Source organism: Geovibrio sp. ADMFC3 (genome assembly GCF_054687035.1).
On the sequence record NZ_BAAFZG010000002.1, the window covers coordinates 1449449 to 1461466 of the forward strand.

Consider the following 12018-nt stretch of genomic DNA (forward strand, 5'->3'; position numbering starts at 1 on the left):
CCTTTAAGTGAACTATTGATTATATTCCGCAGGAACAGGCTGGGTGAAAAAGGCTTGGAATAGACTAAAGAAGAAAAACCGTTTCCCTACGCCGGCATTATCCGGATCAGGTTACGGGGACTCTCTCAGCCTGCCCTTTCATCGGCAAGCACCCCCACGGATGTGGTTATAATTTACACTGTGATTAACATGAATGCAAGGATAAGTGAATGGTTTATTACAACCGGAGGAAATCAGTAGTTCATAATGAGAAGCTCGCTGATTGAGCCTCGTTTGTCGGCACTGCTGTTTATATTGCGTGAAGCTCTGACTTTGCGTATGCGGAAGCCGTCATAGAGTTCTTCAAAAAAACTGTCAGAAGGATCGGCATTTTTTGGGTCTGAGTTACTGAGCATTTGTGCCGTACCCTTTGCGGATAACTTACGAAAGCAGGAGGCAAGGCGTGCCTGTTCACTGTCATCAAATCCGCCTGCTGCGTATGTTGTGAAGCAGGCTGTTCTGTTAAGGGGTCTGTATGGCGGGTCATAGTACACGAAATCACCATTTGATGCGTTTTCCAGAACATCACTGAAATCAGCACAGGTAATTTCCGCTTCCGTTTCGTTCAAGGCACGGCAGACAGCGTATATGTTCTCAGGTTCAATTATTGTGGGTGACTTATATTTGCCGGCAGGTACATTAAACTCGCCCTTGCTGTTAACCCTGAAGAGTCCGTTAAAGCAGGTTTTGTTCAAAAAAACCGTTGCCGCAGCACGGGTTACAGGGTTCGTCCATGCACCTTTGTTATACTGCCTGCGTTTGTTGTAATAATATTCCGCACGCTCAACATCGCTCAAGGCAAGATATTCATCCGACAACGCAAGACACTGCTCTATAAAAACATCCGGTGTGTTTTTGATTACTGAATAAAGACCGGCAAGATCCGAATTAAGGTCATTGAGGAACGCTTTTTTTATGAGCCCCTTTGCGGCAAGATGAAGGAACACAGCTCCGCCGCCGATAAATGGCTCGAAATAAACCATTCTTCTTTTTGGGAAAAATGGTTCAAATTGAGGGATAAGCCTGCTTTTGCCGCCTGCCCATTTTAAAAACGGACGGGGGCGAAACGCATCCTCCCTGATTTGTATCGCCTGTCTGACACTCAATGAAATCTCCGTAAAAAGCGTTGTCAACCAAGTATATCGGTCAGCTCCGAAATATCATTAAGCACGAATTTAACATTTTTGTTCATACACTCTGTTTCATTCCCGAAACCGTATGAAGCCCATGCCGCATCCATGCCGCAATTAAGGGCAAAACCTGTATCCTGCACAGCGTCGCCTATCATTAAACAATCAGACGCATCCACACCGAAACCGGGTACAATTATATCTGTAAAAGCCTGCGGGTGGGGTTTCTGAAACTGACCGCCCTTTTCTCCGGCAACAAGGTCAAAAAAAGGCATTAAGCCTGTAACTTCAACAGACTTATGAACCACTTCATGATTTTTATTGCTGATAACGGCTGTCTTATAGCCTCTGCCACGGAGCGCCTCAACAGTTGAGAGAGCTGAAGGAAAAAGTTTCGTCATCTCCATCCCTTCACGCTTGTAGTATTTTCTGTAAATATCGGTTACTGTCTGCGCCGTTTCATCATCCAGCCCGCCCAGACCGGCTATCATCCTGTTCAGAGGGATGCCGATAGCCTCCCGTACGGATTTTTCAGGCGGTGGCGTAAGCCCGTACTCCTCGAAAGCTGCTTTCATACAGAACTGTATGGCAGGCTCAGTCGCCGCCAGAGTGCCGTCAAAGTCGAATATCAGCAGTTTATATTTATATCTATTCATAAGTTTCTTATCTCAAATATTTCAAACTCGCCTGTGGGTTTTTCCTCAACCACAGTCATGTCCGTAACCTCGGAAAACGGGGAACCGGCACGGGCTTTTTTCAGCACTTCGTTTAGCTGCGCCTCCGTACCTTCTGCTATGATCTCCACGCTTCCGTCAGAAAGGTTGCGCACATAGCCGCCCACACCAAGAGGAACAACCCCGCTGTGGAGAAACGCCCTGTAGCCGACCCCCTGCACACGCCCTTTAACATGTATTGCAAGCCTTTTCATTACTCAATCTCTATCCACATCTCACCGATTTCATTACGGCTGTTTCCGGCAATAACAGGATACGCCCTGCCCATACCGTCACGGGAGTATTTCAGCATAAAATAGTCTGTCATGCGGATTTTATATCCTCTGTCATCACCGTTGTTAATTGCTCCGGGCGGCACATAGCCTTTAACATTCACAGGGACATCAGGTGAGCCGAAATCACCGCCGAGAGCTTCTATAAACTCGATAGTATCGGTTTTTTTCAATTTAACTATTCCGCCCGACCGGACACGCACCTCATCGCCGTTTATCTTCATAACAAAAACAACATTGGTCTTTGACGGAACAAGGTCTTCCTTTACAACAGGCTTAACCGGCTGTTTTACAGCGACTGCGGGTTTAACAGGCTTCGGAGCGTTCTTATACGCAAGCTTGATCTCCCCCATCTTCTGATTGTCCTTACGGAAAACAATTCTTGATTCGCCTTTGACCTCAATCTGCTTTCCGCAGTCATTGAGATCACCCATTCCGAGGATATCGCATGATATTCCCCTGTCATAGTTGGCGTCCACATTTGTTATTTCGATCAAGTCTCCCTTATCGGCATACAGAGTCTGCCCGTTTTCCACAGTCACCACTTCATCATTTACCCTGATAACAGCATAGTTAAGACGGGGCTCTTTCAGAAAAATACGGGGATGTTCGGGAACTATATCATAATATTTCATAAATTCGTTCACGACGTAATTATGATGAAGAACTTTCAGCTCAACAGAAGGCAGGTTTTTTGATGATTCCACACCGAATGACGGGAGACAGAAATGCTTAAGTGCGTAGAATGTTGCTGTTTTACGCATGTCGGTGAACTTCGTCAGAGGATCTTCCGTTTGGGTGTTGAAGTAGTGCATAAAATACTTTTCATCGTTTATCATTTTATTAACTGCTTCAAGAACCTGTTTCGCCGGAGTTTTAAGATCAAGCATACGTCCGTCTTCGCAGGAGAATATATCCGCATCGGTAATGATCGACTGACCAAACCTGCGCGGGTTGCGCCACTGGTCTATATATTTCGGGTTATGATAGCCCCATCCGTCATGAAGATTGAGAAAAACATCGGACTCTTCCATTAGCCTGATAATAACTTCCACAACCTTATCCATCTCCATTACACCTAAATCTTTGGTGAAACGGCGGTTCATATCGGCTTCAGTTTCCCTGTCAAAAAGTATTACTGATTTGAAATTAGCTCTGGGTACAACAATAAGATTTCCTTTTTCAAGGCGCATTTCCGCATAGAGATCAGCAGAGAGAAAACCTCCCGGTTCGTCCCCCTGAATTCCGCCTATGATCAGCATTGTCTTGCCGTCCTGCCTGCCGTATATCCTGTACACGTCAAGCTCATACTCAGTGCCTTTGAAATACACATCATTACGAGTATATGGGCGTGTCTGGGCAAAAGATACAGCAGCGGTAATCAGCAGAATAAAAATTATAAGAGTTTTTTTCATCTGGCGCTCCAGAGTTCGCTTCTGATCCTGTAATCCCCGGGACATCCCTCAAGCTCAAGGGTTTTGACACCCTTATCACTGTAGGAATCTCCGCTGAAGTGCTGAATGAAGCTCACTCTGACCCTTTTAGGGGAAATCTGCGAAATCTTAATATTATCTATACCGATTTTTATGGTTGAGTATTTGTCGAATTTTTCTTCCTTATCCGTCTTCCAGCTTTCATAATTGAATCCTGCTGATGAAAAGGATGAGGAATAAGCCGCCATATATTTTTCAGTGTCCATGCTTTCCCACGCTTTCTTCCAGTTTTCAAGAAACACCGCCACACGCTCACGCACAAGAGGCTCCGGAGACTCGGAGAAAAACTCTTCTGCTATGATTTTCAGTTCATCAATCTCTCTTTTGAGGTAAAGTCTCTTGTTTCCGTAGGCGAGTATATTGTCGGCGCAGTAGAGTTGGTCAAAGTCATAAACAAATTCGTCGTTGTTTTCCTTAAATGAACGAACTGACGATATCTCAATTTTCCTTTCGGGATAAAGCTTCATCAGTGTTTTCTTCTTGCCCAGATACTGTGCATAATTTTCACCGGAACCGCTTCTGAACTGAATGTGGTAGTGCGATGCAAAATTTTCAAAATCAAGCCCGCTCCATGAAGCCACAAGGCTGTCCAGCTTCTCTTTCAGAAAAGCTTTCTCCACTTCGTAGTTCTGGCGCTGCTCAAAGCTCACTCCGTTTGTGATTACAACGGGAATACCTTTTTTAAGGTATTTTTTGTAGTCATCAAGAACATCGTTTTCAAGAGCAACGCACCCTCTCGTGGACTGTTCTTTTCTGTCCACCCTTTTGCCGTGCAGCCATATTCCGCTGCCGGTTTTGCCGCTCATCCGGTCAAAAAAGTTGGGATAATTCAGAGGGAATGCCCCCGTTCCGTAGTCATCCGCCACACTGCCGTATGCTCTCCGCAGTTGTTCAGGAGACAGGTAGCCCGTTATATAGTAAACGCCTTCAGGGGTTTTCATATCGCCGGAGACTTTTTTATCGCCCCCGCCGCCGCCGACAAGAACGCTTGTTTTCGCAATTATTTCAGGAGTGTCGTTCTTCATCTCCACTATGTAGAGTGTGCTTGTGTTTTTATCCACAACAACTGCTGTAAAAGACTCGCTTTTATAAGAGAATACATTGCCTGAAAGCTGTTGTGCCTTAACGCCCGATGCGGTAAAAAAAACCGCCAATAAGATAAAAAGTGCTGAAAGTTTAAAACTCAATGTTTTTGCCATACAAAAAATACCTGTCCAGCTTGTTTTTAAATCTGCCCTCAACGGTTTTCACCGTTCCCACGGGGATTTCGCCATAGTAAAGAACCGGAGTATGATAGTCGGACGTCTTATCCGTGTCAAACCCTTTTAAATAGCGCAATGCCCCGTCAAGTCCTGTCTGTGCCCTGTAGTCCGGTTTAAGTTCCGCACCGAGTTCCCATGCACTCTGGGCACTCAGTTCCCCCGCACGCTTCCAGAGAAGAATGCCGCTTTTGCCAAGCCTTGGTCTTGCTTCAAGAACGCAGCCTGTTTCTATATATGCAATATTTGACCCGTGTGAAACCGAAAGATTCGGCGGTAATTCATAAAACAGCGAGTCAAGCTGTTTGTCTCTTTTAATCTTTAAACTACAACCCTCCGCATCGTCCCCTTTCTTTCTTAAAGCGGCTATAAAAAAACCGTCATAAGGCAGTTTATGGGGCATCACACGGAGGACTTTCTCATCAAAAGCTGTATCCCCGCTCATGCCGAAGGTGTTTTCACCTTCAGAAATATCCAGAAGCTCTGCTTCCGGATGTTCATCCAGAAAGGCGTGTATCACACCTTCGTTCTCCTCAACGGAGAATGTGCATGTGGAATAAACAAGAGCGCCCCCCTTCTTCAGACACTTAAAGGCTGATTCAAGTATCTCTCTCTGGAGTTTTGCCATACGCTCCACAAGTGCCGGCTCCCACGATGCGTTCACGGTTTCATTGCGGAATATTTTATTCTCATTGCTGCATGGTGCATCCAGAAGTATACCGTCAAAGGTTTCCTCCAGATGTCTGTCAAGCACACGTCCGTCAAATGATACGGTCTTAGCGCTCCAGCAGCCGTATTTCTCTAAATTAAACTCAAGGGATTTAAGCCGTTTTGATGACGGTTCATTGGCAACAACCACACCGCTGTTTTTAAGCATATCACACAATGCTACGGTTTTACCCCCCGGAGCAGCAGAAACATCCATAACAGCGGGATTTTCAGGAAGAAATCTGCATAGTACATCCGGCGGAAAAACTGATGAGGGGTTCTGGATATAAAAACCGCCCGTCTGGAAAGAAACAGTGGAAGTAAGCTTTTCCGCTCCGCTGAGAACCTTATAAACAGCGGGAAAACGTGCATCATTCTCAAGAACTATGCCGTGTTCGGCGATTTCCGGCAGGTAGTTTATATTACGTTTGGTATTTATGCGTATATGTTTAGACGGCAGACGTTCAAGGGATGCAAAAAATGCATCCGAATCCGCACCTAAGACATTGCTGAAACGCTCAATAAATACCCGGTTTTTTTCCATCCGGAAAGTAAAGCCTGAAAAAGATCAGCAGTCAATAAAAATCGAAAAAATAGATTATGAAGAGAAAAAGAAGGGGAACTTCAACGAAATTCCCCTCAAACCATTGACTATTTGTAGTATTCGGCTATTGCCTCAGCAACTGTGTTTATGTCTTCCTGCGTTTTATAAGCGCACATGGGAAGGCTCATTATATGAGCAGCAACTTTCTCTGAAACAGGGAGAGCACCTTTCTTCACGCCGAGACCGCTGAAAACTTCCTGCATGTGAAGGGGTATCGGGTAGTGAACCGCAGTGGGTATGCCTTTCGCGTTAAGATGAGTGGCAAGGGCATCCCTGTCCTCAACCATTATGGAATACTGAGCCCATACGGAGCGGTTGAAATCTGTAACTGCCGGAGTTTTAACACCTTTTATTTTGGAAAGCTTTTCGGTGTACATAGATGCAACCTTGTCACGGCCATCGATCTCTTTGTTTACAAAAAGATCAAACTTGCCGAGGAGAACAGCCGCCTGAACACTGTCCAGCCTGCCGTTGATACCCACTATTTTGTGGCAGTATCTCTCATTCTGACCATGGTTTCTGATCCATCCCATTTTTTCTGCGAGCTTATCGCAGTTGGTGAAAACCATACCGCCGTCGCCGTAGCAGCCGAGAGGCTTTGAAGGAAAGAATGATGTGGCGCCAATATCTCCGAATGCGCAGGCTCTTTTGCCTCTCTGCATTGCACCGAAGCTCTGTGCTGCATCTTCCATGAGGAAAAGGTCAAGACCGCTGTCTTTGATAACCTTTTCTATGGCTTCGTAGTCAGGCATCTGTCCGTAGAGATCAACAGCGATAACGCCCCTGATTTTTGATTTATCAACGGGAGGGTTTGTAAGCATTTCCCCAAGCTTTGCAGGGTCAATGTTGTAGGTTGTTTCTTCTATATCAACAAAAAGAGGTGTTGCGCCGAGGAGAGCTATCATCTCTGCTGTTGCTATAAAGGTAAAAGGCGTGGTGATAACATAGTCACCGGGCTTAACATCATAAGCCATAAGCCCCATGAGAAGAGCATCTGTGCCTGAAGAAACAGCCAGAGCGTGTTTAACTCCGCAAAATTCTGCGCATTTTTTTTCAAGCTCCGTTATTTCGGGTCCGAAAATGTATCTTCCATGCTCAAATACCGCAAGAACACGGCGGTCGATATCTTCTTTTACTAATGAATACTGGCTTTTAAGATTGCAAAAATCCATCTGGAAATCCTCGCAGGTTTATTATTCGTCCTTGTATCTGACAAAATTGACGCAACTAAGTTTACGCCTATTTTTATTTTTCGCAAGGGTATTCAGGAACAGCCCTGCCTGAGCGCATCAGGGACAATATTTATCTATCAATATATTGTTGACATTTAATCAGTGGTAATTACTATTGAAATACATTCAGATTTCAGGCGGTAAAAGAGCATGTTCTCAAAAAATCTTATCATAGACGGAAGAACCTTCAGAAGCAGACTTATGGTCGGCACAGGCAAATTCGCCGGCAGTGACGTTATGGCTGCGGCGGCTGAAGCAAGCGGAGCGGAGATTGTTACTGTTGCTCTGCGCAGAGTGGACGTAAACAATCCGCAGGACGATATTCTCAACCACATAGATACATCAAAGTACCTTCTCCTCCCCAATACATCCGGCGCCAGAGACGCAGAAGAAGCGGTGAGACTGGCAAGAATAGCCCGTGCGGCAGGGTGTGAGCCTTGGATCAAGCTTGAGGTTACACCCGATCCGTACTACCTTCTCCCCGACCCTATTGAAACATTCAAGGCGGCGGAAATACTCGTGAAGGAAGGGTTCAAGGTTCTGCCTTACATTAATGCGGATCCTGTTCTCTGCAAACGCCTTGAGGAGATAGGTACCGTAACCGTAATGCCCCTCGGCGCACCCATCGGCAGCAACAAGGGAATAAAAACCGTGGATAATTTACGCATAATAATAGAGCAGGCACATGTGCCCGTTGTTGTGGACGCTGGAATAGGCGCACCAAGCCACGCCGCACTTGCAATTGAAATGGGTGCGGATGCTGTTCTTGTGAACACGGCAATAGCCACAGCGGGCGACCCAGTGAAGATGGCTCTGGCATTTAAACTCGCTGTTGATGCGGCAGTTACGGCAAGGGACGCCGGTATGCCCTCACAAAAAGAAAAAGCGGAAGCATCAAGCCCGCTCACAGGTTTTTTAAGAGATTAAGATGACATTCACACAAATACTTAAAGAATACGACTGGAACGAGGTAAAAAGCTTCATCCACTCAAGAACGGCGGAAGATGTTGCTGCCGTACTTAGCAAAGACACCGTAACCGAAACTGATTTCGCCGTCCTCCTCTCCCCTGCGGCAGAAAAATTCCTTGAGCCCATGGCGAAAGAGGCAAGCCGCATAACATTGCAGAGATTCGGCAAAACCATAAAAATCTACGGTCCGATATACACTTCCAACGAATGCACGAACTCCTGTGTTTACTGCGGGTTCAACAGGCATAACGAAATTCCCAGAGTGACCCTGACTGATGAGGAAGTGGTTGCGGAAGCAAAAACCATTGCAGACATGGGTATTCAGCACCTTCTTCTGGTTACAGGTGAATCACCAAAGGTTGTAAGCGTTTCCGACCTCGCCAGAACATGCGATCTCCTGCGGGATATGTTCAGCTCACTTTCCATAGAAGTTTTCCCCATGAGTACGGAAGAATATTCCATACTCCGCAATTCCGGCGCAGACGGACTTACGATATATCAGGAAACATACAACAGAGAAACCTATGCAAAAGTACACCCGGCAGGCAGAAAGCGTGATTTTGAATGGCGTCTTGAAACGCCGGACAGAGGAGCAGAAGCCGGATACCGCACAGTGGGCATAGGGGCTCTCATGGGGCTGGAAGACTTCCGCACCGAAGAATTCTTTGTCGGACTCCACGCCCGTTACCTCATGAAACATTACTGGAAAACCCATGTGACAGTATCTTTCCCCCGCATACGCTTTGCAGCGGGAAATTTTACCCCTTACGAGCTTATAAAAGACAAAAACCTTGTTCAGTCCATGCTTGCTCTGCGCCTTTTTCTCCATGATGCGGGGCTGGTTATCTCCACCCGTGAACCGGCGGAGATGAGAGAGCATCTTCTGCCCCTTGGCGTAACCCAGATGAGCGCAGGTTCCAAAACCGAACCCGGCGGATACAATAAAGAACATGACGGCAAACAATTTAAAGTTGAGGACGACAGAAGTGTGGCAGAATTCTGTGCCATGCTCCGCTCCAAAGGCTACGACCCTGTTATGAAAGACTGGGATAAAAACTTCCTCGTGAGGTCATAATATGTATATGGTTCACCTTCAAAACAAGCACATCGGCGATGTTTTCCCGGTATTTGACGATAAAGGTACGCTTGTGGAAGTGTGCCTCATACGTCCGGAGGAATATGATGTTCAGCCTATGAAGAAAGAGCATGAGAAAATATGTGCTTATCTGGAATCATACCCTGCGGGTGAATGCCCCCTTAAATTCGATGAGCTTGTTTTTGAAGGCAGAAGCGAATTTCATAAATCTGTTTACAGAAACCTGTTCAATATCCCGAAGGGTGAGGTTCTTACGTACGGAAAACTTGCGGAAATAAGCGGGAGCAAAAATGCCGCAAGAGCCGTGGGAACAGCTATGGCGACAAATCCATATCCGCTTATTGTTCCATGTCACAGAGTTGTGAGAGCAAACGGGCTGGGAAATTATTCAAGCGGAGTTCATAAAAAAGAAAAACTTCTCGCCGAAGAGGGAGCTAACTGGAAATAACTATATTTTTTTGGTAAAATTACCAAAAAACGGCGGTGTTCCTATGAATAAAGCTGTGGACATCATCGGCAGCGCACGAAGCTGCCTCTTCCTGACCAGCGCCGGAATGAGCGCTGAATCCGGCATCCCCACTTTCAGAGATAAGGAAGGCTACTGGCGGAATTTTCCGGCATACAAAAACCTAAAGCTCGAGGCAGTGGATCTTGCAAATCCCCGAAGCTTCAAAACACGACCATCCCACGCATGGGCATTCTATGAATGGCGCAGACGAAACGCCAAAGAAAATAAACCCCACGAAGGCTACACCGCCATCAACTCACTCATAGATAATCATTTTGAAAACTCATTCATTCACACAACCAACACAGACGGCTACCACATGACCTCCGGCACATCCGCCGACCATGTTTATGAGATCCACGGGAGCATATGGCGCCTTCAGTGCATGGCGGGGCTTGGATGCAGCTACACATACGAAGAGAATGAAGACGTGCCTCTGTGCGGGCTGGACTATGATATGATGACAGCGTCAAACCTGCCTATGTGTCCGAAATGCGGCGGGCTTCTGCGCCCTCATGTGCTTATGTTCGGCGACTTTGACTATGTTGAGCATGCTTACCAGTATAATAATTTCCGTGATTTTCTTGAACGTGCAGGGATTCCCGATGTCGCCATATTGATCGGCTCAAGCGGCAGTGTTCCTACCAATGACTACCTTGCCGTCCGCCTTCAGGCATCCGGCTGTAAAATTATTACTATCAACCCTGATGAATCGTCATTAAGAGTCTGTAAGCCGGATGTTTACATACAGTCCGGCGCGAGAGCAGCCATGACGGAAATTGTCCGGGAACTGAGAATCAAAATATGATCAAAGGTGTATAAAATTGAAAACAAGTGCGGATATTTTAAAGAAAAATCCCAGATTTGCTGATTTTTCCGCAGCAGAGATGGAAGAGTTTTTAAACTATTTCACAAAAGAAGACTATCAGCCCTGTGAACTCATACTCAAAGAGGGAGATGCGGGCAACAGCTTCTGCATAATTGCTGAGGGCGAAGTCGGTATATCAAAAGATGTAAATGAGCAGACGTCCATCTTCCTGAACAACCTCAAAGCAGGAGACTTTTTTGGTGAAATGGCAATCCTCACGGGCTATCCACGCTCGGCAAACGCCAAAGCATACACGGCAGTGACATTATTCTCCATAACAGGAGAAAAGCTTTCTGAAATGAAGAATGCTCATCCGGCTCTTTTTGGTAAGTTCGTGTGGATAATGGCAAAAACCGTCTCAGAGAGAATGTATAAGCTCGAAGAGCGTCTTTCCGGAATACTCAATGCCTCTCTTTCGGAAAATTTCCTTTAAAAAATTACCGATAAAGATAAAATTACGTTGACTAGGACGTGAAAATAGTTTAATAAATCAGTCCCGATGTAAGGCGGTGTAGCTCAGGTGGTTAGAGCATGCGGCTCATATCCGCAGTGTCCGGGGTTCAAGTCCCTGCACCGCCATTAACGATAAGGCTTCTTTGAGAGATCAGGGAAGCCTTTTTTATTTTCTATTTATACTCTCAAATAATCTTTATTTCCTCATAGAATAATTCTGGCAAGATTATCCTTAAAGTGCCATAATTATCTTATACAATTTTTGTCCGGGGATTTATAATGTACACAAAAAAAAACGAACGCCGCAAGCATAAACGCTACAGCGGAGTACCCCTTAAACTTTATTTAAAAAAAGACGGAGAATACAAACAGGTGGAGCTTGTTGATATAAGTATCGGCGGGTTTCTTTCAAATACAGCAATATCTTTTGAAATCTACGATGACTACGAAGCAAAGGTTCAGTTCCCCAACCACGGGGTTAAAGACGTTGTACATGCACATGCTGTTGTGTGGCGCACTGAGGCAAATAAGGAAGAAATCAGCGCTAAAAAACGCTTTGTTGCCTTTCAGTTTACCAAAATTTCCGATGTGGACAAACACCTTATAAATGAATTCCTCAATGAATATGAGGAGAATGTTCCCTACAAATAATA

At 45.6% G+C, this 12018-nt stretch carries 13 protein-coding genes, 1 tRNA gene and 1 riboswitch; of the genes, 7 read left to right on the forward strand and 7 right to left on the reverse strand.

Annotated features, from left to right (window positions below; all coding sequences use genetic code 11):
* Positions 1-65: 65 nt before the first annotated feature.
* Positions 66-166, reverse strand: a riboswitch (TPP riboswitch).
* A gap of 67 nt (positions 167-233) precedes the next feature.
* The 7 genes from ACYRYY_RS07240 to ACYRYY_RS07270 all read right to left on the reverse strand — a co-directional run bounded on the left by ACYRYY_RS07240 (position 234) and on the right by ACYRYY_RS07270 (position 7411).
* Positions 234-1145 carry a DNA adenine methylase gene (locus ACYRYY_RS07240; protein ID WP_460214939.1) on the reverse strand — a complete coding sequence of 304 codons (912 nt, stop codon included), beginning with the start codon at positions 1143-1145 and terminating at the stop codon, positions 234-236.
* Positions 1146-1168: 23 nt separating this feature from the next.
* A complete protein-coding gene (locus ACYRYY_RS07245) occupies positions 1169-1825 on the reverse strand; it encodes an HAD family hydrolase (RefSeq protein WP_460214940.1) in 657 nt (218 codons plus the stop codon).
* Positions 1822-2097 carry an acylphosphatase gene (locus ACYRYY_RS07250; protein ID WP_460214941.1) on the reverse strand — a complete coding sequence of 92 codons (276 nt, stop codon included), beginning with the start codon at positions 2095-2097 and terminating at the stop codon, positions 1822-1824. The genes ACYRYY_RS07245 and ACYRYY_RS07250 overlap by 4 nt, the downstream gene beginning before the upstream one ends.
* Positions 2097-3590, reverse strand: a complete 1494-nt coding sequence (locus ACYRYY_RS07255) for a M99 family carboxypeptidase catalytic domain-containing protein (protein ID WP_460214942.1) — start codon at positions 3588-3590, stop codon at positions 2097-2099. The genes ACYRYY_RS07250 and ACYRYY_RS07255 overlap by 1 nt, the downstream gene beginning before the upstream one ends.
* On the reverse strand, positions 3587-4867 hold the full coding sequence (locus ACYRYY_RS07260) for a L,D-transpeptidase family protein (protein ID WP_460214943.1): 1281 nt from the start codon (positions 4865-4867) through the stop codon (positions 3587-3589). Before ACYRYY_RS07260 ends, ACYRYY_RS07255 begins: the two co-directional genes overlap by 4 nt.
* Positions 4845-6179, reverse strand: coding sequence for an RsmB/NOP family class I SAM-dependent RNA methyltransferase (locus ACYRYY_RS07265; protein ID WP_460214944.1), 1335 nt, complete (start codon positions 6177-6179; stop codon positions 4845-4847). The genes ACYRYY_RS07260 and ACYRYY_RS07265 overlap by 23 nt, the downstream gene beginning before the upstream one ends.
* A 107-nt stretch (positions 6180-6286) precedes the next feature.
* Entirely contained in the window at positions 6287-7411 is a 1125-nt protein-coding gene (locus tag ACYRYY_RS07270) for a DegT/DnrJ/EryC1/StrS family aminotransferase (RefSeq protein WP_460214945.1), read from the reverse strand.
* Positions 7412-7621: 210 nt separating this feature from the next.
* Here ACYRYY_RS07270 and ACYRYY_RS07275 point away from each other — a divergent pair, with 210 nt between their 5' ends.
* The 7 genes from ACYRYY_RS07275 (at position 7622) to ACYRYY_RS07305 (ending at position 12016) form a co-directional block, all read left to right on the forward strand.
* Positions 7622-8398 carry a thiazole synthase gene (locus ACYRYY_RS07275; protein WP_460214946.1) on the forward strand — a complete coding sequence of 259 codons (777 nt, stop codon included), beginning with the start codon at positions 7622-7624 and terminating at the stop codon, positions 8396-8398.
* Position 8399: 1 nt separating this feature from the next.
* Positions 8400-9515 (forward strand): 2-iminoacetate synthase ThiH, encoded by a 1116-nt coding sequence (gene thiH / locus ACYRYY_RS07280; protein ID WP_460214947.1) that lies wholly within the window; start codon positions 8400-8402, stop codon positions 9513-9515.
* Between the two features lies 1 nt (position 9516).
* Positions 9517-9984 (forward strand): methylated-DNA--[protein]-cysteine S-methyltransferase, encoded by a 468-nt coding sequence (locus tag ACYRYY_RS07285; protein WP_460214948.1) that lies wholly within the window; start codon positions 9517-9519, stop codon positions 9982-9984.
* Between the two features lie 43 nt (positions 9985-10027).
* The gene (locus tag ACYRYY_RS07290) at positions 10028-10852 is read left to right on the forward strand and encodes an SIR2 family NAD-dependent protein deacylase (protein ID WP_460214949.1); all 825 of its coding nucleotides are present in this window, start codon (positions 10028-10030) and stop codon (positions 10850-10852) included.
* A 16-nt stretch (positions 10853-10868) separates the two neighbouring features.
* A complete protein-coding gene (locus ACYRYY_RS07295; protein ID WP_460214950.1) occupies positions 10869-11345 on the forward strand; it encodes a Crp/Fnr family transcriptional regulator in 477 nt (158 codons plus the stop codon).
* 72 nt (positions 11346-11417) lie between these two features.
* A tRNA-Met gene (locus ACYRYY_RS07300) sits at positions 11418-11491 on the forward strand.
* Between the two features lie 153 nt (positions 11492-11644).
* Positions 11645-12016 carry a PilZ domain-containing protein gene (locus tag ACYRYY_RS07305; RefSeq protein WP_460214951.1) on the forward strand — a complete coding sequence of 124 codons (372 nt, stop codon included), beginning with the start codon at positions 11645-11647 and terminating at the stop codon, positions 12014-12016.
* Positions 12017-12018: the final 2 nt, after the last annotated feature.